Source organism: Sphingobacterium sp. UBA1498 (assembly GCF_002325125.1).
Taxonomy (GTDB): Bacteria; Bacteroidota; Bacteroidia; order Sphingobacteriales; family Sphingobacteriaceae; genus Sphingobacterium.
Genome location: NZ_DCRG01000004.1, coordinates 163,334 through 185,812 on the forward strand (window position 1 = coordinate 163,334; position 22,479 = coordinate 185,812).

The following is a 22,479-nucleotide window of genomic DNA, read 5'->3' on the forward strand; positions in this document are numbered from 1 at the left end:
ACAACTTTTTTTAAAATGCAAGTAATCAATCACAAAAATAGTGGGCTTACAGTAACTCAACGCTTTTTCATTGAAAAAATTGTTGAAATGCTATATATGGGAACAATAGACTCCTATAGAGTTAGACTCCATAATCCATTAACGGTAATGGAAGAACTCCTTTATTGCTTGCAGGAATATAAGAATGGGAGAATAAAACACTTCCACACCATCAAAGCTAAGGAAGCTAAAAAACATGCCTTAATTGATGAATGTATACAATCTCTTGCATTAGATCCCAACTATTTAAATTTTGGAAGCATATCACAAAAATATCTAAATACTATATTTAAAAATATAGATGAACACAATTATCTTAAAGTAATTTCGTGTCTTAATGTACTAAAAAAAGAAAACGAGAACTATTTATCGGATATAATTGTGGGGTTAAAACAATTAATTGCTACGAATGATAATTCAATGGCGATATTGGAAAAGATCGATATCACATTAAATATATTATTGAGCCAATTAATTGCGATTGGCTACTCTAAAGGTTACCTTTATAAAATTGCATACGGCATCTTTGTAAATACTCTTACTCAGGATAAAGAGTTTGACACACATTTTGATATTTTTGAGCACAAAATAAACCACTCACCTAAGGAATTTACAGTGATATTCAGAATGGATACGACAGATAAGGTATACAATGCGATTACTGATATCGTGTCGGAGGGATTTCAATTAGAAGACACCATTCAAGGAATAGAACTGACAGCTAATCGCCAGGGCGAATTTAATAATTTTAATTCCCAACATACAAATAGAAAATTCCTAAAATGCATTGTGACTACTACAGATTATCTATCTGCATTAAAGAGGGCTAGAAGTATTCTATCCGAATACCTAGATGTAGTAAATCTTGGGCTTTCTGATGAGTACCTAAATATCCATAACCGTGTTTTAGTAGTCGATAACGATAATCCTGCATTTGGAGCATTTCAAAACAATGTAAACATTTTAGATGGAAAATATAAAGTCGCAATGGATCATTATCAGCAGTTTACCAGTAAAATGCCTGTAATATTAAATAACACTATAATACCCATTGAGACAAAAGACAAAATTAAATCTGCTGTAAGATATCTTAGGCTTGGCAATCAATCAACCGAAGTCGAACATAAGTTCATAAACTATTGGATCGGACTCGAATATCTTTTTTCAAACTATGAAGGTCAAAACACAATTAATAGAATAAAAGATCATTTTATAAATGCCCATGCTAGAGCATATGTCAAACGAAATTGCTTTGCTCTTTTAAAAGATATAAATCAACTAAGTACTGAAGACAAAGAAAAGATCCCAGCCTTCACCAATGAATTAAATAATTTCCTCAATACTGAACTATATGCACAAATCGATTCACAATTATCAACCCAATATCCATTATTGAGCTATAGGACCAAGAAATTGAGTATGTGGTTTAATCAAAATGGTGGGAGATTATCAGCAACAAAATATCTCGCCAAACATAAAGTAAACCTTGAAATACACTTTACCAGAATATACCGCCTACGAAACGAAATAATTCATGACGCAGCAACCAATACAAACAACGAACATATAGCTTCCAATTTAAGATATTATTTAACGTTCATTCTAAATGAAATAATTGATTACCTGCATACCTACGATGTGTCAATTGAAGACTATTTCATATCAAATGAGATCGAAATAGGAAATATCGAACTTGAGGGAAATCTACTTTCTGATATTTTTAATATCAATTGTTCTCTCGATTTTATAAACTAGAAGCATAAATAGTTAAACTAAAACAGAATGTCAACAAATTAATCTACTTTAAAATCATCATTGAATTATATTAAAAATCTTTTGATCTACTTGATATAGGTCGTTCGCTTTTCTAAAATTAGGAAAATCAACAAATTTCACATTTTCCTCGACAAAGACTAAAAACTTTCCATAAAAAAAGGGAAACAAATTGCTTCCCATTCTTATTACCGAAAAATTCATTTCTTATTGCACAGAAAAACAAGCTATTATTGTGTTGCTATTGTTTAATGCATTGGGGTTAGACACAAGAATTCCGTATTCACCTTGCTCCATACCGTTAATACTCAATTTGTAAGAACTGTCTTTGAATTTTTTTGCCTGATAGGCCACGGAATCCTCATTACCGGTTGATCCCCCTGAAAATGTCCCGACCTCAGCAATTTGAAATTTACGTTCCTTTTTAGTGGTTTCGAACTTAACAACGCTCACAATCGAAAGTGGATCAGACTTATTATCAAAACTCTTAACAATAAAAGTCACAGGTTGATTCGATGGAATTATTACCGGAGAAGTTCCGCCTTTGACGACCATCTTCGATTTTACTTTACCTATACCAATAATGTACATGGAAGCACTCGCTTTACTTTTGATTTTCACACTTTGCTTTTCAAGTGGAAGAGGTGCTCCATCGCTTTTTACATATACCGCCTCCCCTATATATTCAGGTTCTTCAATATGGTCAAAATTTTGTTGGCTAAACCCTTGAAGGGCAAATGTCAATAGGCTAATGATTAATAAAATTCTTTTCATTTCTTGATTAATAAATTGCGTAAATATAGAAAAAGAAAATATATCCGTCCAAATATTACCGCATCTTTAAAATGAAAAAGCCACTCCCGTTCGGAAATGGCTAAACAAAATTATTTATATGCTTTAAATATAAAAAGAAACATTTTGAGTATGGTTGAATATACATCATGCAAAAAGGGTTATTTAATGAAAATAGTTACATGTGGCCACAGTATTGTTAACATGCTTGAGAAAATCTCTTGGGATATACCAAATACAAATTCAACCTTACCAATTGTAGATTAACAAGCCCAGGTAAACTTGACATTTTGTAATATTGTATTACTCAGATAAAGAGCTTGCGCATCTTCACACTTAATGTGATGAGTGTATCCGCTGCAAATAATTAGGTTCTTATGTTAAATAATGGATTGATTTAAGATATAAACATATTTTTATGAGTGGATTTAAACAAAGCGAGTTAATCAAATTAGTTGGGCTAGCCTCAACAGATACCTCTTTGGTACAATTTTTTGAACATCATGGTTTAGGAAAGTTGCCAAAAACAATCACTAGCAATCAGGGGACAAAAAGCATTATTTGTAAATCATTAAATATATCATTTTGGTTTGCTTACGATATTATTAATGATCATTATCAGCCCCCAATTAGCCCTCGTAACGACAATTATAAATTTAAAGCTTACTTATCCAGCATCATTTTTACGCATAGAGAACATTCTGATAAACATCCTGATCCCAAACCTAAAGATTTTTGGGATGTACTCCCTCCACCGAGCGCATCCCGGGAAGAAACAGAAATGGTAATGGGTCCCCCAGAGCATGTCAATGATGACACCTGGAGCTATAAATTGTCCATAGAGGAAGAAAAAAAACTTGTTTTGAACTATACTAAAAGTTCAAAAAACCAGCTATCCTATAATAGCTGGATATCAATACGTCAAGAGTCAGAAATTGTAAGTAGAGTTTTCTATGATCGCAAGAATGATTTTGAGAACTTTCCTTTTTTAAGGCGAGCACACACTTCAATTATCAAATGGTTATTTGACAGCCGGTTTCTACAACTTACTGAGGATGTATATCAGTTGCCCCTAAAAGGGGATGCAGAAACTATTTTGGATTTTGTTGAACATCATCTCAAGAGTCATCTTTGGAAAAATCAACTGGTAGCTATTGATCAGCTCTCGAGTTTTTTATATCATATTACAACAAATAGAATAGTACAAGATCCTGAAGGTAATCGTGTATCGCTTTACATTCGCACCATCATATTAGATATTTTAAATCAGGCTGAAGTTTTTGAACAGATTTATGAGCAGAATTTTAGCGCCACAGACCAGTTTCTAAATGATATTTTATTTGATGAAACGCTGTATAGCGATATTTCTACTGTTTTAACGGAAAAATTTAAATTATTTCAAAGCTGGAAAGCATCACGATGATGCTTTCTAGCCCTCCTTCCATATTGCCTTTCTCTTTGCCTACGTTATCTACTTTTTTCAAGCCCTACATCTGATCTAACTGAAAGATGGATACCAATACAGTTTCTATGCTCCTTTGAAATATTTCTCAACCTCACCATTGGAAAGACCAAGTTTTTGGCCTATTTCAGCAATAGTAAAACCTAGCTCTTTAAGCATTTCAATCTTACCTTCAATCTTACCTTCAATCTTACCTTTCTGAATTCCCTTTTTTTCAGCCTTATCTAATAAATATTCTTGAGTGCCCATAGTATTGCTCCTTCCTATTTTTGTTTTTATCTCTTGTTCAAATATACCCAAAACTTCCTCATTATCAAAACTTACGTAGTAAGTTAGAAAATCATATAGCCCCTGGCGAGTGCCTTTATCCATGTCCCTTTTCATCATTTCATCATAGAGATTATGCTTTATTTCTTTCAATCCCTCATCGGTCACTTTCTTGTTTAATATGGCCATAAGTGCGGTTAGGACTATGACAGAAAATGGGTTCTCATTGGCTCTTAATAATGACTCATCCTGATGGAGGATCTTGTAACTGTTAAAGTCGTAGCGCAATGATGTTCCCATAAACTCCTGGGTGAAGACCCCCGGCCGATAACTTTTGTTGCCATCTGCCAAGACCGCAATAGCTGTAATTGGCACTTTGTAACGATCCCATATCCGATAAAAATAACGGAACATGCGTTCGGCCAGATCGCCTCTGCCCTTATTGCTCTGTATCTCTACATGACACAGTACAAACTGCTCGCTGCCATCCTTTAAGAAAACTTTTACGAGCTTGTCTACATAACGGACCCCCTTGCCATTACTTTCCGGAGGGAATAATTGCTCAAACTCTTTATCGAGATAATCGAAGGGTTTGCTCAAATCAAAAATAGCATCAGCATTCGGAAAAATAAATCGTAAAAAATGCGAAAATGTTTGCTCCAGGATAGATTTCCACAGGGGGTCGTCTACACGCCTTGATCTTAGACTCATAATTTTTTATTAACTGGTTAAGAATACTAAGATAGCAAATAACAATAAAAAAACTAATATATTTAGCAAGCTACTACCTTTTGCGATCTATTGAAACAAATCCTAACAGTAGCATGTTCTCTGTGGAGGTCACTCTATATTCAATCATCCGTATTTCGTAGAAAACAAATTAATTTTAATACTCAAATTGCCTATGACTTATATTTACAAAAAAACTGCAGCTGTATGTATCGTTGTTTTACTCTTTTTGATGATGACCGTTCTATTCGTCAAAGCAACCACGTTGTTACTCTTGCTATTTGGTGGAATACTATTTTCTATACTTTTTCATGCCATCTCTGCCAAAATAAGGCAATGGACCGGCTGCAATACCAGGATATCTTTGCTACTCGCTATCGTTTGGGTGGTTGTATTCTGTAGTGGCATATCCTATTTTATTGGCAATACTGCTGTAACACAATATAAAGAACTCGCTGCTACATTACCCGAAATGATTGACAATTTACAGCGGTATCTTGTTAATACACACTGGGGTTCTTATCTCATCGACAATATTGATAGTGCCGAAGATCAGATGAATACCGTCATTCAGCATTTGCCCCAGGTATTCAGTGGCACCTTTGGCTTTTTTGGAGATCTCTATGCTTTCTTATTCTTGGGCATATTCATTATGATCTCTCCTCGAGAGTATATGATCGGCATCCTCAGCCTCTTTCCAGATCAAAACAAGCAAACCGTAGAAACGGTATTAGATAAAGTAGGTGAGCAATTGAAGATATGGCTGAAAGTACAGTTGTTAGATATGCTTTTTGTTTTTACGCTCACAGCGATTTCGTTGCTTATTTTAGGTATTGACCTTTGGTTAATTTTGGCCTTGATTGCAGGACTGTTGACCTTCATTCCCAATTTAGGTCCTACACTGGCACTGGTACCCGCTGCATTGGTCGGTCTGCTGGATAGCCCCGCAACGGCCTTGTATATTATAGCCATTTTTGTTGGCGTTCAAATTATAGAGTCCGCCGTATTCGCACCCTTTGTCCAGAAGAAGATGCTGTCCTTACCGCCTGCTATGGTGCTCTTTTTTCAGTTGCTAATGGGCACACTCACAGGCCCCTTAGGCCTACTTTTTGCTACCCCGATCTTGGTCGCTATCGTCAATTTTGTCAATGAGATCTATGTCATGCGGGTATTGAAGCAAGAGACAGCAGGCGAGCTGATCGAAGAAATCGAAAACCTCGAAAAGGAGAATGATCCGGCTTGAGTAACCGCCAATCATAATGCCTAAATTAAGTATCCTTTCGTCTCAAAAGGAAATTTATATGAAAAAGGAGTAGCTGGATAACAAAATAAATAACCAAGCATATAATAACTATCAGTTATTATAACTATCTTTAGAATTATTCTTAGATTATAAATTACCATACTTGCTCATTCAGATTCTGAACCGGAGTGTCCTATCGACGATACCTGGTTTGTAGCAACTATGTACACTATTAACGTCAAAGCAAAAAGGTTGTGGTTAAACAAGGCTTTAAGCAAATTAAGGTGCTTATTTCCAATATAAAACGTGGATTTCTTATACATATGAAAAAAAAACTTGAAAAGAAAAACAGTATTAATAAAAAGAAACGAGAGCAACATAAAAAAGAAAGGGAATTCGTCTTATTTGTCGCTACAACATCCGATTATTTCTTCCGGCCAAGGACAATCTATCAAATGGCCGCCGACTTTTCGAATGAATATCAGGTGGAAATTACAGCAGAACGGATTCACTCCACTTTAAAAAGGATAGTTGCTGACGGTATTTTAAAGACACACAACGTTCCCTATCATTACGGATTTGGTATCCCTAGATTATTAAGGACTTATGTTTATTATCATCCCGATCTCAATTGGAATGAACGTCCTGACCTAATAGCGGGCTACAAATGGATGCCAACTTATATTTTCTAGCTATTTGCTTGCGGTTTTTCCAATCAGCTTCAGAGGTATTGCTTTTTGAGCTGTGCAAGGTCACAGCCATTTTTATAACTTAATAACTTAACGATAAATTATTTTTTTCATGAAAAACATAGGGAAGACAATTAGATTACTTCGGATACATTTCCCAGTTGCTCATAAATTTATTTTATAAAAACAGTTCGCCTTAAAAACACATGTTTTTTAAGGCGAACTTCAATTTGAGCCTCAAATCTATGAACCTACTTTCTCCGCCGCCACCAGATCCAATACCCTAGCACAGCTAGCATGACGCCCCCTATCGCAAAAAATTCAGCTGACACCACCTTATTTTCTCGCTTCACACGCGAATCCGAAACGCTTGCCGCTTCGCTGTTTGCCTTCCGCAGCTGCAAATTCTCTTCCTTTCGCTTTATGTTCGACTGATCTGAGAAAAGTCTTCCGCCCTTAGCCCATATTCCATTATCCGGGTGAAACCACAATGGACTATCCGTACTAAAATACCAATAAGAAGATAAACTATCCTGCTGTTTCTGATGATAGGCCAGATCCCACTGTTCATATTGACTATAGCGCTGCGTAGAATTTTCTTCCAGCTGCCGCTTTCCCCGGAAAACGCTACAACTTATGACCATTACAATGCTTATAACTAAGAGGCAAAACACTAGGCTGCCAAAGACTGAAATTGTGTATTTGTTCATGACAGCGTCCTCCTCAATTGATCCAGTTTGCGATAGCATAAATAGTAGCAAGTGGACGCCGCCGCGATTCCACGCGATCATGGCTATTGCCTTCTACCGAAATCAATAAAGGACCATGCAGCGCTTTAACTAGGCCTACATGATGGATCCGTTTCAATTGGCTGCTATAGATAGCAAATAGATCAGCCTGTTTGACATATCCCTTATCGATTTGGCTTTGTGGGCGACGACGTGCTTTCGGAAAGAGCGCAGGACTCCATGCACTGCGCGGTATTGAAAGACCAGCCTGCCCATAACACCAGCTGGCAAATGCGGCACACCATTCATAACCTTCATCTAGGCCTACATAGGCCAGGTACTTAGAAATCTCTGGCCCCTTATTATCGCCTCCGATCTCCCTTACCCCAATTTCATTTGCTGCAATTTCATAGATCTGCTGCCTAAGCAGATTGGTGTTTGGTACACTAGCATTGCTATACGTTTCCTCTAAAACAGCATTTCCAGTAGCAGCAGAAATGCAAAGAGCAATAGAAAAAAAACCGAGAAATAAAGAATGGATTGTTGCCATGAGTTCAATTGATTAAAATGGTAATAAATATCCTGTCTATAATATTTAAAGGGTCTCCATAGATATTCCTGCAACCAAGTGCAGCAACAGATAATGACCAGTCCGGCCATTAGCCCAAAATAAAGCAGGGACAGTACCCCCAGATCAAGCGCAGCTGATGCCGGGTCGAAAAATTGTAATATACTCCCAACAAATAGGAAAATAATTACCAGTAATATACTTGCCATACCAAGCAGATACTTGGGCTCAATCGGCAGTTTTTGTGTTAGACCATACCATGGTCCTTTCATTTCTACACTGTTCATAGTGATATAATTTAATGATATAAAATAGTTATATCTTACCTACATATTGACTGCGCGAATAGCGGTTTCGATTCCGGTCGCGCACCAAGATAAAGACATCGAGGCCGACATTTTGCATGTAATCCGGTAGTTCGAGCACTAACCCTGAGTCCGAGCGCGTTACTAGCGTCTCATTACGGATAGCAACTCTGGCTATTGGATCATAAACCACTAGTAGCAGCTCGTCATCGTGGTTTAAGGCTGTAATCTCACCACCGTCAAAATTCAGCCGCAAGGCATTATTTTCTAGCGTAATGCTTTCGACGCTTACGTTCTGTACGGGGCCATCGGATAGCATGATAAGAGCCGGATCAACATACAACTGGGGGTACTCACCCTTGACAGCATATTTTACAGCATGCGCCATCGCCAGATTGCGTGCAGACAGCTGCTTTGCTTTTTCCCGCTGTACACGCTGCGCAAACCCATCCTTAATAATCGATGCCAATGGCAGCAGATATTGGCTCGCCAGGTAAAACTTCTGCTGTGTCAGCAGCATGCCTATTGTCTTATTTTGTTTTCTTTTTTTCATCTGAAACTGTACTAATGATAACGTTCAAATTTCCTTTCCAAAATCTGCCAGGGGCAAATGATCCCCTGGCAATTGATCCAGCTTATGCGAGCATTATTTCACCGAGATAACTGCTTCTACTGATTTTGGTCTTTGTCCGGTCGGACATAAAATACCAGATATGCACAGCATCACCCAGCAGGTGTTCGGGCACGACAAATGTGACCACCCCATCTTGCCTTTTCGGCACAGTCGGCGAAGTCATAAATTCATCCTTTACCGGATGATAACAGATTACATAAAATAGATCGTCTCCCTTTGTTTCGTAGACATCGTTATTAGCCGTCGACCAGACCACTGTTAGGGCATCTGAATCGAATCCCGCTTCTACTGTTCCACCACCACCGTAGATTCCATCGGCAATTCTGATCTTGCTATAATCCAAGCTTAGATCAGGATAGACACCCTGAATAGCCAGATCCTGATTTAGCTGAAAAGCATAGTTAAGTGGCGTGAGACGGTCTGCCTTCTTCTGGCCGAAACCGATTTTTAGAAAGTTATTGATCGGTAGCAGAAAACGCATCAACGTCTTAAATCTTGCCTGCACAATCAGCTGTGCTTCCGTGTAAGGTTTGTTGCTCTTTTTAGCAAGTCCTCTGATGTAGTTGATGCTCTTCCAGCTGGCACCGATCACTGAGCCAGCCTTACCACTAAAGCCCCCGTTTGCTCCGTTTACTATTGTTCCCATTTTTAAAAATTTTAAGGATTAAAAAATAAATCGCCAAGATTTTTATACCGGTATTCTTGCTTGACAGAACAAACATAAGACATTCATAAACAGAAAAATACAGGACAGAACAGATTGTCCGACGCTTGTCCGAAGGTTGCCTACCAATTGTCCGACGACCGCCAGTAAACACGACGCATGCCCCGTAAAGACCTGCTACGGAACCGCTTATGGCCTGCTTTTGGGAATAACCTACCAAATACCGACAGATTCCCTAGTTCAAACCTAGTCCGATAGGGGGACACCCGGTCTGAACTAGGGTCTAACTAGGTACAATAGCGAACAAAGGGTATAGCAGGGGCGAACAAAGGCAGAAGCAGATGCGAAGCCCCAGTAGCCTGGAGCTTCACTGCAATTTAACATCAGCCATTTAAATAACGTTTGAGCCTGAGCACGTCGTCAAGCTTAAAATACTTTTTGCCCCCTTTATCGCGCTGGTACACCTGAATAAGGCCTAAGTTTTGATACCGCAGCAACGTACGGTCTGATACCCCTACGGTGTCTTTGACAAATGCTGTATCACGAAGTTCGACAGTAGAATCCGCTGTCTGAAAGCTATCCTGTATTGCTCTTTTTAATACTTGTATTTCTGTAAAGAGTATATGTAAAGCCTGCAAGAGATGCGCATCTGTCTTACGGCCGATATTGTTAAACGAATCTTTTCTCATATTTCTAATTGTTTATAATGACAAATACACTTATCCACCAAGGATATTGGAGTTAATGAAGCGAAAGAAGTCCGCATACAGTTTCTTATCACCTACAGGAAGTGTTTTTTTCGTCCCTTCAGTCATCAAGACACCGCCGACCCCATAGCTGTAAAAAAAATTGATATTAATTACAATACTCTGATGGCATTGCTTAAACCACTTAACCGGCAGTCCCGCCAGTACTTCCCGCATGGTACTGCTGCAGCTCAGTGTTTTACCCCCGATCATGTGAAATTTAACCTGTCCATTGCTACTTTCCACATAAACAAGTTCTTTCATACGAACCTCCGTACGCTGATAACGCACCGGCCCTTTGATCATAAAATAATAGGTATAATTTTCCAGTGAGTCGTGATCAGCGAGTGGGATCAATTTAGCGAGCGCTTCATCCACCCGGCGCAGTGCGGCATAGAAACGACTCTTAGACACCTCTTTAAGCAACACATCAACGACACCGAGATCATATCCCGGATCTTCGTATTGGCGGTGTGCAGTATAAAGTATCGTTTTTAGATTTGAGCTGGGCAAGGTTCTTAAAAAATCGAAAGCGTTAATCCTTCCAAGCTCCACGTCGAGGATCATAAAGTCCACTTTGTTGGCACGCAGAAAAATCCGGGCTTCCTGCGGATCACTAAATGTTTTGGCAATCTGCACATAGCCAATCTCTTCGACCATCTCAAGCAGATGGTCTATATGCGACTTTTGGTCATCAATGATGATTCCTATCCATATTCTATTCATATTTTCCGTCATTTTTTATTCCTTTAATTATTTATAGCGCTGCACGCATAACGTGAGTTCATAATGATCATCGTCCTGATTTTCTTCCATCGAAAAGTCAGTTCCAAAGAGATATTCCATGCGTATTCGTACATTTCGAAGTCCCACATCGTGACTTGGCATCATCTGAGGTCCGCTTCGTTTTTTATTTTTAACCGTAATCCGATAACCGGCATGGCCGGCAAGAATGTCGATTTTGGCCGGGTGATTTTTATCCCACAGGTCCGCATGCTTAAATAAGTTACCAGCAAGCGTCTGCATTACTGTTGGTGCAATACTAAATCGCATCAGGTTACCCGAGCAAGAAAGTTTTATGTAAAAAGGATTTGGTTCGACTTTCTCCTGTATCGACAGGTACTGCTTCAGTGCTGTCACTTCATCCGCTAATAAAATATGGGTTGCCCCCTCCACATGATGGGCCTCCATATAGAATTTCATTAAGCGATAAAGTTCCGAAAGCTGTTTACCCAATTCAATATCATATGGGTCTACCTTATTTTTTAAATGGCTAAAGATATTCGCCATCATATGCGGATGCACCTGTGCAGATAAGGTCGTATATTGAAAAGATTTCATATTTGATTCTGCAGCGAGACGTGCGTTTACAGCTTCAAGCTTATCACTTGATTCACGAAGTTTACTCTTATAGTAATAATAGCCCACCGCCATCACCGTATAATTACTATGCATGACGAGAAAGGTCTGGATATACTTCGCCCAGCTAAAAGCGTGTTTATTTATGACATACCTATTATTTATAATCTCCAGTCCAAATCTTCCATACAATTCATAGTACACGATCAGGGCGGAGAGTAAATAAAAGCCTATCATCAACACTATAGTTTCCAGTATATGCCCCCGATCGTAAACATACTTCAAGATCAGATACACCGCATAGAAGATAATCGCACAATAAAATACGGTGATGAGGGAAGCTCCCAGAGTCATTCTTGAATTGCCAAGAGCATTTACAACAAAAAAATAAAAGCTATATAAAATCCAGAAACAGCCGTGAAACAACCATTTTCTTTGAAAGAACCTATGCATTTATTATTAATTTTTGATTTATAATTGATAGTATAAAGATAATCATACAACCATGTTTAAACAAGAATTCCCCTATTTTCTTATAAAATCGTTACAGGAAGGGGATAACTCAGGTAAGTAAACTTATCAAACAACAGCTGTTTCTCTTTCATGCTAAATGAAATTATGCGATTAGTTGCCGACCAGGTTGCTACATCCGAGCTCGGTGACATGGTCCTATGCAGGTAAAGCCAGGCTTCCCAAGCCTCCGGATATTCCAACAGGACTTCTTCAAAATCCTCATAAATGATGCGGCTAAAATAGTCTGTAAACTTCCTGGCGCTCGGAAACCAGTTTGGATACCAATGGCTCAATGTACAAATAACTATGGGCTCACTTTCTACTGCTATTTTGGCAATTAAAACTGTTATATTTTTTTGAAGCAAAAAAGCCATATGTAGAATCCCATGCTTTATCTTAATGCTGCCATTTAGAAAAGGGATTTCGCTTAATTTTTGTGCCTGTAAATCTTTTGCGGCACTTACCCCTCCATCGAGGTAGCAGAATATATGATAGCCCAGATCCATCTGACGACGTAATTTAAAGAACAGGTAAGGATCTTCCGCCTCTAAAAATATAACCTGCTCCTCCCATTGCTCACCGAGCAGGCCTTCGTAATATTTTATCTGACGGATCATGACTTCTTTCGCCACGGGAATGCAGAGTTTATAACCGCGCTGAACCAGAAAGGCCGGAACAGCCCGATAGTAACCAAAATGAAAGCTCAGGATAACTTGTGGTCGCTCTGGCGGCGAGAGCCAAAAGGTTTTGTCCTCGAACTGGAATTTAGCAGGGGCCATTTCTGCCTGCCGAACCGAGAAATTGATCACCTCCCGGTGTAGATTTTGCTGGATACCGAGCTGATAGATACCCAAAAGATGTTGCACATTGGCTGAGAAAAAAACGAAGTCCCGCCAGTCCTTTTCGCTGTAAGCCTGCATGGCAGCTTTCCAAGTAAATTGCATAAAAAATACGTTAAGGTTAATCGTTAAACTATGCCATGCCTTAAGAATAAGGCAAAGCATAGTCTTTATCATTAGATTGTTAAGGGAAAACGATATTGCATTTTCCCCCATCTTCCTCCTCATCTATGCCCAGCATCAGGTCATTGATGGAGAGTGGCTGCGGATTGTATAGCCCAAATTGGGCCAATAGTGTTGTTATTTCCACGTTGATTTGAGTAACGGATAAAACCATCGACTGTTCTCGCAACAGCTTAACGGCTTCAGGCACTGAAGACTGTGGATCGATCGGAAGTAAATTTTCAACTAATAATTGAGGAGTTAAAGGACATCGCCCTCATCCGCTGCTTGGTTCCCAAACTTTCCTTTTTGTGTAGGATTCGGGAGGCAAAGGAGGTTTTATAGGGAGCAACTAGCTTTATAGCCGTAGTTTCGTTATTGATTTTCAATCATCATAGCTTTGTTAACGCAACATATATTACTGACAGTAAACCAGATAAACCAAAGCAAAAGATGACAGCAGATACGCGTAGCCCCAAGGCTGCACTAAAACTATTGTTTGATTTTTGGGGGAAATACCATACAATAGATCATTTTCACTATCAGTGGGTAAAGGACAACCTCAAAGTCAAGATCGTTAAACGAGGCGAGCAGCTCAGTCCAGCTGACCGTCATACGGAGATGACCTATTTTGTCGCGAAAGGCCTCCTGGCGCGGGTTGAAGAAAACGCTGAAACCGGCAAGCGCCGTATCTTGAGCCTGGCTATTCCGAATATGGCTCTGATGACAACCCACCATCTTTATACGCACAATCTACACAAGGGCGATCTTGTGGCCCTCCGTCCGGGAATTATTATTGCGATCCCACACCATGTGTTGCGGCAGTTTCAGGAACAGGAAAAATCCATCGATACATTGATTGACGTACTGGGTAATAAAAAGAAGAGGCAACTGGTTTTGCTAAGGCAGGCCACATTGGGCTATTCTCCTTTTGAGCGCTACCTTAACTTTACCCGGCTGTTGCCCGAAATTAAAGCTGTCACTACACAGCAAGAGCAGGCCGATCTACTGGGCATATCACGACATACAGTACAGCTGGCTCAGTATTTTCTGCTTACTGGAAAATATGCGCAAAAATAGCACCTATAGAACAGGCACATATCAGACTGACGAAGCATGCAACTTTGTATCAGAGCCAGCGATGCGTGCTGGCTCTAATAAACATTTTATAAACTAAATTTTTTGCCATGGCAACAAAAAGAAACAGCTGGCTACGTGCCGGCACATTAGCAGTATTAGGATTGGGTCTTGCATACGGTACTCAAAGTTTTACGGAAAAAGAAGAAGTGAAAGTAGAGCCAAAAACTACAACAACAAGAGCCAACCAGACTTGGTACAACAATGAGCTGGTCAATTCGGATCCTACAAATCCAGCTAACTATGCATTGACGCCTAAATTTGAATGTGGGGATAAAACAGAAGAAATCTGCTCTATCTCAGCACCCGACAATGGTTCTGGTCAACCAGACATGTCCCATGTTCAACCTTCGGGTCAAACTGTAGAAAGCGAAATTCAAGACGCGACTTCTACCCCTACTCCTTCAACGAATGACACTGTTCTCGCTTTTCGTTCTAGTCAGTAAAACAATAAGCAGGCTTTCAATTTCAGAAAGCCTGCTTTCCTTTCTTACCGTGGGTTTTGTGGAATATTACTTTGCATAATCACTTCGGCTGGAATGGGATATAGATAACGGGAATCATTTGCAGGCAGCTCGTACCTTTTTATTTTTCCGTTGACATTTATTTCACGATAGAGATCAATCGCATAATCAGGATCTACATTCAATCGCTTCAGATCAGACCACCGTACACCACGAAATAGCATTTCCTTACGCCGTTCGTTCAATATCAGATTTAAAAGATCCTTCGTATCTGAAACCACCAACTTTTCAAAAGTCCCCTTACGGACTCTATTTTCCAAAAGCTTATTCATATCATCCAACGCCTCTTTTGTAGTCCCCAGCCGGGCATTGCATTCCGACCGGATCAAGTAAAGTTCGTCATTTGCAAATCCGGCAAAATAGGAAGCTGATCTCCCCGAATAGTAACCTTTAAATGCATATTCTGTTGTGTTGACAGTTTTAAAAAAAAGCGATTTACGAAGATCATTATCTGCAAATGAATTATAGATAGACTTCGGTATTCGTGCCGTGCTATTATGTAACACACTACTGGCCGATATTGTTGAGCCATAATAGATCATCTCCACATTCTTCGGATTAATCGGAAAAGCAGGTGTCGGATCGATTGCATTAAAATCCATTAAATCAGCATTTAGTTTCAGACTTTCATTTGCATAATATCGAGCCTGTACATAATCCGACATACTAAGATAAATGCGGGCTAGGGCTGCATAAGCGGCACGTTTGCTCGGCCTATTGATTTCAGCAGCCTGATCTTTCAAATATGGGATTGCACCACTAAGATCATCAATAATCTGTTTATAAGTCTCATGCACTGTCGCTCGGGTAACAGGCACATTAAAATCAGAAGTCAACCGGATTGGTACCCCATAGGGACTATCTGTATCCTTATCAAATAGAGGACTGTATAACTGAGCGACATAAAAATGTGCCAGTCCGCGAACAAACATGGCTTCACCTCGGATATCCATATTTTTGATTGGCTGCAATCTTTCTACTCCCTCCAATACAATATTAGCAATCATGATGGTGTTGTAACATAATCTCCAATAATCAACATCCATAGAGAGCATTTCCTTATCCCAAGTATAAGCTTCCTGATAGCTTGCTAGCATTTTTCCATAGTCGACATCAGCCAAATAATAATCATCCGTCCCTAATTCGATCAAGCCAGGATAATAAAGATTAATCTGGGATTCAAAATCTAACAGCGCCCTTAAGTCCTCTTCCTTATCTGGAGTAGCTGCAGACAACTGAGGCTTTTCATCCAAAAATTTATCACAAGATTGGGAGAAAACACTCAGAAGCAAAATCATCATTGTATAAATAATATATTTCATATCCATCGTTATTTAAAAATGCACTGATACCCCGGCAGTGTAATTTCGAGCCGGAGGCATATTATTATAGTCGGGGTCTATCCCCCATTTGTTGGCTTTCCATAGCAAAGCCACATTATTTACCGAAGCATAACACTGTATAGGATAATTCTTTGCTAATTTCCACTGATATTGTAGTCGTATATCCTGTAAACGTATTAGGTCACCTCTTCCAATGTTTGCTTCAGAGTAGGCATAGAAATTGTCCCGGTTGGAATTTGCCGGATAAGTCATGGAAGGTACCGATGTCCACAATTCATCTCCAGGATTCTGCCAACGTTGTGAGTAATCACCATGTGTACGCCAACTATTAAATAAATCCTGATAACGTATGGTTTCCTTCTGAAAAAAATGGCCAAACTTATAGGCAATATTCACAGTCAGCATCCAGGATTTCCAGCTGAAGGTCTGATTTAATGATCCATAATATGGTGGTATACCTGTTCCATGGTAGACCAAATGTTGTATGGAATCTGCCAACATTTTGGTATAATCTTTGGACACTTCTCCTTTTAAAGATCCTTGAGGGTCACCACTCATTGGATCGAGCCCCACAAAGCGATAAGAAAATACAGGATAAAGTGCTTTATCTTCTACGGGCGATAGATTTCTTCCAGCAGAAGAAGTAAATGTCAATGCGCGCCATGTTCCGCCGTAATATTTATCCACCTTATCCTTATTGATCGTAAAAAGTACTTTCGCTTTCCATTTGAAGTTGCCATCCAGCAACTTTGCATCCAGGTCGATATCGATTCCTTTTCCAGATGCAACGGCTACATTTCGCCTTACCGTTGTAAAACCGTAGGTTGGATCTATAGGATCAGAAGCGAAGAGATCGGTAGATTTTTTGAAATAAGCATCTGCCGATAGTGAGATTCTATTATTAAAAAGTGCCGCATCCAAGGCGACATTGATCATCCGTACGTCCTCCCAGCGAAGCGATGGATTAGGTAGTATGGATACTTTTGCACGAGGAAAAGTACTTACATCAGTATTCAGACCTGCCATATATGTCAAGATGGGTAGACTTGTAGTCATGCCTCCCGAATTTCCGCTATGCCCCAAGGTGGACCGTAGTTTTAGGCTATTGATAACACTATTCTTTGGAAAAAAAGCTTCGTCCGAAACTCTCCAAGCCAGACCGGTCGACCACAGTGGATTCCATCTATTGTTGGCATTTACTCCAAATAGATTAGATGCATCCCTACGCCCACTAACTGAAAAGATATAACGCCCCTTGTAAGTATACGAAGCATTTCCAAATAACGAAACATAGCGCCGAGTCAGTTTATCAAAACCATTTGTATAAGGAATTCGGCTCAAGCCACTTAGGCCACCATAAATTGGATAGGCATCTACAGGATTGACCAATTGGCTGATATACAATTTTTCATCAAATCCGTAAGTTGTAAAAAGATCACTCTCCTCTGTCCGAGTAGATACTTCTGACCCAGCAAAGAAATTAAGCTCATGCAGATTTCTCCATTTTTTCGCAAAATTGAGCTGCACTCTCCCCTTATGGCTGGTGAAATCATTGTTCCCATTGGTCAGTATCCCTCCCAGCGGTACAATCCGTTTTACGGTCCCATTACCGATCTGTGTAAAGCGATTGATCAGATCACGCGTAAAGAAAGACTCCTGTCCCCGTAAGGTCCGGTTCTCCCCCAATTGCCCTTCAAAACCATACTGACCAGTAATCTCCAAACTATTCCACAGTTTGACCGACAGTTTAAGCCCTGCATTCCAATAATTGGTATTGTTATTGGCTTTGGAAACACCAAATTCATTCAAAGGCCGGTAAAACCAGTCGAGCAACCCCTCATTGCGATCAGCAACCGACTCCATATACCTAAAATTATACTGTGATGGAATTACCAACGGATTGCCGGCATCATCCATCAACTGCGCATAAGGATACAGATTAGTCCTACCCCCGCCCACACCTATCGGATAATCAACGAGGTCCGGATTATAGCTATTTTTCATATTGGAATAAAGCAAGTTGCTCTCCAGCCTAAAGCGTTTCCAGAAATTCAGCTGATAACTTCCATTGATCACCAGCCGTTGATTGCTGCTCTCCCTTTTGCTGAGCATATTTCTATCGTAGCCGATTCCTACCCGGTAACCACTCTGTTCACCACGGCCTGACAGGGCGATATTATTTTGGCTTAGGGCACCATTACGATAGACGTAGCGGAGCAGGTCATTGCGGTAATCCAATGTCTTATATTTTTCGATACGTGCATTCATCTCCTCCTGCGTGAGCAGTCCTTTGGAAAGATCATACAGTCCATCAACAAGCGGAGAGACGATACCCCTATTGGAATTTGTTCCATTCAATATCGTATTGTAAAACCCTTTATCAAACAACATTTTTTCCACATCGATAAACTCTGCGGAAGACATTTTAGGTAGATACATCAAGTTGGGTTTTGCGGTCATAGTCAGATTAGACGAAAAGTCCACCGCTGTTCCCTGCTGTTTATTATGATTTTTGAGTTTGATCACGATAACACCATTTCCAGCCCGTGCACCCCATACTGATGTCGCGGCCGCATCCTTGAGCAGCGTAACGGTCTCCACATCATTCGGATTGATGGCATTGATATCCCCTTCAAAAGGCAGGTCATTGACAATAATAAGCGGTCCCATCAAAGCATCCGAAAGAGTATTTATACCACGGATATTGATCTGATTTGTACCCTTACGCCGATCCATTTGCAGGGCTGAAAAATTTCCTTCCAAGCGATCCATGATATTACCGGACGACAGCCTTTGTGTTAGGATCTTATCATCAACCTGTGCAAAGGCCCCAGTAGCCCGGTCTTTGGGAATGCGCTGGTAACCTGTTTCGACCATCACCTCCTCAAGCTGATTTGTTTTCTTGGTGAGAACGATCCAAAAGTTCTTATTTTTGGATTCAGTAAGCGCCAGTATACGCGTTTCATACCCCATGTAGCTGACAGATATCCGTTCACTAAGATCAGTCGCCGATACGTGAAACTTTCCTTCGTGATCCGTCCTGGTTTGCGTTTTCGTTTTTAACAGCGTAATGCTTGCGCCGGCAATTGGGTGGGCTGACTCATCTACTACTGTTCCAGTATAGTTGAGCTGCGCTTTTAATTCCATTTGCATGAAGCATAATGTAATGAAGAGCATGTAAATTAACCACTTATTCATAATTACCTTGCCCCCTCAACAAGTCAATTACATTATCAATCTGTTCTTTATTTACGAATGTATGACCTGTAATTGCTAGCACGTTACCGCGTGGCGAGATCCATACATACCTCGGAATTGAAGCATGTGGGAACAAGCGTATCAGGTATTCATCATCATACACAGTAGGGAGCAAATTTCCTCCTATCCGAGATAAGGTTTCGATGTAGGTCTTTTTAATTTTTTGTAGATCATCCCGGCGATGTTTGGTATTGACAAGCACCATTGCTAGCGTGTCTGCATACCGTTGGCTCAGCTTCTCCGCTTTTGGCATCTGGGTTAGACACATTCCACACCAAGAGGCCCAGAAGTCCAAGATGACTAGCTTACCTTTCAGATGTTTTAGATCTGTAGTGGTAGCCTTACCATTCGTGTAAACTTTATACTGTCGGGTATAAAAATCTTCGGGAACCCGATCGCCTACATTGATCGGTGCAACTGCAGGAAGCCCATTGGCCCCGCTGTCCTTGCGGGGCGTTTGGGCAGATAAACTAAACATAGAAACCAAACACAGCAGCGTCGCTCGTGCTCGTTTGCTTTTAAAAGCCTTGTGTAAATTATATAGTATTGTTTTCATCATCTTAAGGTTTTGGTTGGTTAATGGTTTGAAAAAAATCGTTGATTTTTTTGGTCAGTCTGATTTCCTCCATATTCGCTTCCAGAGCTGACAGTCTAATTTGGCCCGTATCTAAATGGCGGCTATGCGTCAGGAAATAGGCTATTAGCGCGCGCAAAATATCCGACAAAAACAACGTTTGCTGTAGAGCCTCTAATTTGCTTTCGGTAGCTTCGCCGAGGGTTTTGCATTTGAGATCCAATGCATAGAGGTTTTCGCGTATCGTGACTAGCGAATAATGATCCCAAAAGTTTTCGATACATTTCAATGGATCGTAACCGTCTTCATGGATCTCGTAAAATGGCCTGTCAAGATGCAGGAGATCTTCATAAATGGCTTTCATCTGTTTAGTTTTTAGCTGTGACCATAGCACATGGCATTCCCTATCCGACCGAAATCAGCTTTTTTGTGGGAACCTGAATGGGTTCAGGTCACAGCGGTTAAAAAATAAGAAATAGGTTATCGGGCGCGGTGCAGGACAGTTACACGTAATTTGATAGAGACGATACCGCGTCCGTTGGTAAAATAAAAAACCGACCTTTTTTATAGAATTTCTATAACAGTATTTTTCTTAAATCTTTGCTTTTGAAATCGGAAACCCTTACTTTTAAAGTGCGAAGATAAAAGAGATGAGGGCTGTTCAATTTTAGAGCGTGGATCTAAAAAAATAGGCCGGCAAAATCAACAATTGGTATGCTATAAATAGGCCATTACGGCTTTTATATCCATTCGATACCCAGGGGATATCGGCCATTGTAGATTTTAAGCTTTTGAGAGGCTATTCTGGTGGGCAGTATTTGTTCTTGATGAGCAGTGATACTGCAGGCTGGGTAAGCTGATCCTTGATCTGCTGCCGTTTTGTTGTAGTTAATGACTCTTTTTGCCTCATAATTTAATAGCTGGGTTATAAACAAGAGTCTCAAGGGAAGAAAGTAGCTAACATCTATAAATATAAAAGAGGCAAGCCCCACTATCTTCCACTGAACACAGGTACGGCAAAGAACCCAGACGCAGTTTCCAATAGGGGAGCTTGCCCCTCCTTGTTGTAAAGATACAAAAAGCATGGGGGGTCGCAAACCCTACGTCTCACGTCTTTTGAAATTTGCCGTTTCGTGCCCGAGACTAAATCAGCGAACTGATTATAATACAAATATAACAATACTAAACATAATCGCAAATAAAATTGCGATATAAATTCAAGACATTAACTAACAGAAATATAAAATGAAGTTCGAAAAGTTTTTGAAAACTTTAAACAAAGAGTTTGAAGCGATTTTATCGGATAAAAATCCATTAGAGTCTTTCCAACTAAATAGTGATTTATCAGTAGTAAAAGGCCGAAACTTTTATAATGCTGTAAAACTACTATCGAACGACTTTGACAAAGACTGTGAAAATGCATTATCCGAAATCGCCAACACAGCCCATAAAAAATATCTTGCAAAACAAAAAGGCAAAGTAAAAAACAATAAGAAGTTGAATACCTACCAAAAATTTATTACTCAATTTGTATCGTCACAAGCAGAAGTTTCAGAAAAAGCAGGCATTGAAAATACAAGATTCACGAAAGTACTAAATCAAACTGCAGATGATTTTTATGCTCATGAAGTTTTTTCGATTGCGAAATCTCAAAATATGAAACTGATAGATGCATTTGAACAGCTATACGAATAACTATTTAAGAATCCTATACTATCTCTGAACAACGAAAGAAGCGACACGATTAATACTGCAAACTCTTCGACTACTTCTACCGCGACGGCGAGCCACCAATAATTGGGTTAAGTTAGGATAGCCCAAAAACGGAGAGAAACAAACAGCAAAAAGATATTTTTAATTTTTCAATTTCAAAAAATTAGTTCTATATTAGATCAGCCGGTTGAAATATACCAACATTTAGCGAAGCGCCTTAATTTATTAGGGCGCTTTATTACTAAAAAAGTCAACCTCATCTACATAAAAACAGATTTTCTTCATAATATATTTAGTTTATAAAAGGTACTCCTCTATCATTACTTAATGTATGGGGAGTTTTTAGAGCATATAGCATCTTTAAAATGAAAAGCCACTCCCTTTCGGAAATGGCTTAAAATAAATATCTATAAACTTT

Annotated in this window: 23 protein-coding genes; 7 read left to right on the forward strand and 16 right to left on the reverse strand. The window is 39.6% G+C overall.

Annotation, left to right across the window (positions count from 1 at the left end):
- Positions 1 to 96: 96 nt before the first annotated feature.
- Positions 97 to 1,794, forward strand: coding sequence for a hypothetical protein (locus tag B3139_RS03555; protein WP_293879828.1), 1,698 nt, complete (start codon positions 97 to 99; stop codon positions 1,792 to 1,794).
- 225 nt (positions 1,795 to 2,019) lie between these two features.
- Here B3139_RS03555 and B3139_RS03560 read toward each other — a convergent pair whose 3' ends face one another.
- Positions 2,020 to 2,586: a hypothetical protein gene (locus B3139_RS03560; RefSeq protein ID WP_293879830.1), complete on the reverse strand. Its 567-nt coding sequence runs from the start codon at positions 2,584 to 2,586 to the stop codon at positions 2,020 to 2,022.
- 436 nt (positions 2,587 to 3,022) lie between these two features.
- Here B3139_RS03560 and B3139_RS03565 point away from each other — a divergent pair, with 436 nt between their 5' ends.
- Entirely contained in the window at positions 3,023 to 4,027 is a 1,005-nt protein-coding gene (locus B3139_RS03565; protein ID WP_293879832.1) for a hypothetical protein, read from the forward strand.
- Between the two features lie 105 nt (positions 4,028 to 4,132).
- Here the strand turns inward: B3139_RS03565 and B3139_RS03570 are convergent, their stop codons facing one another.
- Positions 4,133 to 5,044, reverse strand: coding sequence for a hypothetical protein (locus B3139_RS03570; protein ID WP_293879834.1), 912 nt, complete (start codon positions 5,042 to 5,044; stop codon positions 4,133 to 4,135).
- A gap of 193 nt (positions 5,045 to 5,237) precedes the next feature.
- Between B3139_RS03570 and B3139_RS03575 the strand changes: the two genes are divergently transcribed.
- Together B3139_RS03575 and B3139_RS03580 are read left to right on the forward strand one after the other, a co-directional pair.
- Positions 5,238 to 6,305 (forward strand): AI-2E family transporter, encoded by a 1,068-nt coding sequence (locus tag B3139_RS03575; protein ID WP_293879836.1) that lies wholly within the window; start codon positions 5,238 to 5,240, stop codon positions 6,303 to 6,305.
- Positions 6,306 to 6,628: 323 nt separating this feature from the next.
- Complete coding sequence (locus B3139_RS03580) at positions 6,629 to 6,997, forward strand: hypothetical protein (RefSeq protein WP_293879838.1); 369 nt, start codon at positions 6,629 to 6,631, stop codon at positions 6,995 to 6,997.
- A 248-nt stretch (positions 6,998 to 7,245) separates the two neighbouring features.
- Here the strand turns inward: B3139_RS03580 and B3139_RS03585 are convergent, their stop codons facing one another.
- From B3139_RS03585 to B3139_RS03630, 10 genes are all read right to left on the reverse strand, one after another.
- Positions 7,246 to 7,638 carry a hypothetical protein gene (locus tag B3139_RS03585; RefSeq protein WP_293879840.1) on the reverse strand — a complete coding sequence of 131 codons (393 nt, stop codon included), beginning with the start codon at positions 7,636 to 7,638 and terminating at the stop codon, positions 7,246 to 7,248.
- A 79-nt stretch (positions 7,639 to 7,717) separates the two neighbouring features.
- Positions 7,718 to 8,272, reverse strand: a complete 555-nt coding sequence (locus B3139_RS03590; RefSeq protein WP_293879842.1) for a peptidoglycan-binding protein — start codon at positions 8,270 to 8,272, stop codon at positions 7,718 to 7,720.
- Positions 8,191 to 8,577, reverse strand: a complete 387-nt coding sequence (locus B3139_RS03595) for a hypothetical protein (protein ID WP_293879844.1) — start codon at positions 8,575 to 8,577, stop codon at positions 8,191 to 8,193. The genes B3139_RS03590 and B3139_RS03595 overlap by 82 nt, the downstream gene beginning before the upstream one ends.
- 28 nt (positions 8,578 to 8,605) lie before the next feature.
- Positions 8,606 to 9,148, reverse strand: a complete 543-nt coding sequence (locus tag B3139_RS03600) for a DUF6266 family protein (protein WP_293879846.1) — start codon at positions 9,146 to 9,148, stop codon at positions 8,606 to 8,608.
- Positions 9,149 to 9,230: 82 nt separating this feature from the next.
- Positions 9,231 to 9,875, reverse strand: a complete 645-nt coding sequence (locus B3139_RS03605) for a DUF6266 family protein (RefSeq protein ID WP_293879848.1) — start codon at positions 9,873 to 9,875, stop codon at positions 9,231 to 9,233.
- A gap of 401 nt (positions 9,876 to 10,276) precedes the next feature.
- Positions 10,277 to 10,582, reverse strand: a complete 306-nt coding sequence (locus tag B3139_RS03610; protein ID WP_286727193.1) for a hypothetical protein — start codon at positions 10,580 to 10,582, stop codon at positions 10,277 to 10,279.
- 30 nt (positions 10,583 to 10,612) lie between these two features.
- Positions 10,613 to 11,365 carry a LytR/AlgR family response regulator transcription factor gene (locus B3139_RS03615; RefSeq protein WP_286727192.1) on the reverse strand — a complete coding sequence of 251 codons (753 nt, stop codon included), beginning with the start codon at positions 11,363 to 11,365 and terminating at the stop codon, positions 10,613 to 10,615.
- Between the two features lie 27 nt (positions 11,366 to 11,392).
- A complete protein-coding gene (locus B3139_RS03620) occupies positions 11,393 to 12,352 on the reverse strand; it encodes a histidine kinase (RefSeq protein WP_293879855.1) in 960 nt (319 codons plus the stop codon).
- 179 nt (positions 12,353 to 12,531) lie between these two features.
- Positions 12,532 to 13,455 carry a hypothetical protein gene (locus tag B3139_RS03625; RefSeq protein ID WP_293879857.1) on the reverse strand — a complete coding sequence of 308 codons (924 nt, stop codon included), beginning with the start codon at positions 13,453 to 13,455 and terminating at the stop codon, positions 12,532 to 12,534.
- A gap of 79 nt (positions 13,456 to 13,534) precedes the next feature.
- Positions 13,535 to 13,660, reverse strand: coding sequence for a hypothetical protein (locus B3139_RS03630; RefSeq protein ID WP_293879859.1), 126 nt, complete (start codon positions 13,658 to 13,660; stop codon positions 13,535 to 13,537).
- A gap of 305 nt (positions 13,661 to 13,965) precedes the next feature.
- Here B3139_RS03630 and B3139_RS03635 point away from each other — a divergent pair, with 305 nt between their 5' ends.
- On the forward strand, positions 13,966 to 14,592 hold the full coding sequence (locus B3139_RS03635; RefSeq protein WP_293879861.1) for a Crp/Fnr family transcriptional regulator: 627 nt from the start codon (positions 13,966 to 13,968) through the stop codon (positions 14,590 to 14,592).
- A 107-nt stretch (positions 14,593 to 14,699) separates the two neighbouring features.
- The gene (locus B3139_RS03640) at positions 14,700 to 15,095 is read left to right on the forward strand and encodes a hypothetical protein (RefSeq protein ID WP_293879863.1); all 396 of its coding nucleotides are present in this window, start codon (positions 14,700 to 14,702) and stop codon (positions 15,093 to 15,095) included.
- 44 nt (positions 15,096 to 15,139) lie between these two features.
- On the opposite strand, the gene B3139_RS03645 is transcribed toward B3139_RS03640, so the two are convergent.
- Genes B3139_RS03645 through B3139_RS03660 form a run of 4 tightly spaced genes read right to left on the reverse strand, consistent with a single transcriptional unit; the run spans position 15,140 to position 20,712 of the window.
- A complete protein-coding gene (locus B3139_RS03645) occupies positions 15,140 to 16,495 on the reverse strand; it encodes a RagB/SusD family nutrient uptake outer membrane protein (RefSeq protein ID WP_293879865.1) in 1,356 nt (451 codons plus the stop codon).
- A 12-nt stretch (positions 16,496 to 16,507) separates the two neighbouring features.
- Entirely contained in the window at positions 16,508 to 19,663 is a 3,156-nt protein-coding gene (locus B3139_RS03650; RefSeq protein WP_293879867.1) for a SusC/RagA family TonB-linked outer membrane protein, read from the reverse strand.
- A 43-nt stretch (positions 19,664 to 19,706) separates the two neighbouring features.
- Positions 19,707 to 20,333 carry a TlpA family protein disulfide reductase gene (locus B3139_RS03655; RefSeq protein ID WP_293879869.1) on the reverse strand — a complete coding sequence of 209 codons (627 nt, stop codon included), beginning with the start codon at positions 20,331 to 20,333 and terminating at the stop codon, positions 19,707 to 19,709.
- 1 nt (position 20,334) lies between these two features.
- Positions 20,335 to 20,712, reverse strand: a complete 378-nt coding sequence (locus B3139_RS03660) for a hypothetical protein (RefSeq protein WP_293879871.1) — start codon at positions 20,710 to 20,712, stop codon at positions 20,335 to 20,337.
- An 881-nt stretch (positions 20,713 to 21,593) separates the two neighbouring features.
- Here B3139_RS03660 and B3139_RS03665 point away from each other — a divergent pair.
- Positions 21,594 to 22,043 (forward strand): hypothetical protein, encoded by a 450-nt coding sequence (locus B3139_RS03665; RefSeq protein ID WP_145328111.1) that lies wholly within the window; start codon positions 21,594 to 21,596, stop codon positions 22,041 to 22,043.
- Positions 22,044 to 22,479 lie beyond the last annotated feature (436 nt).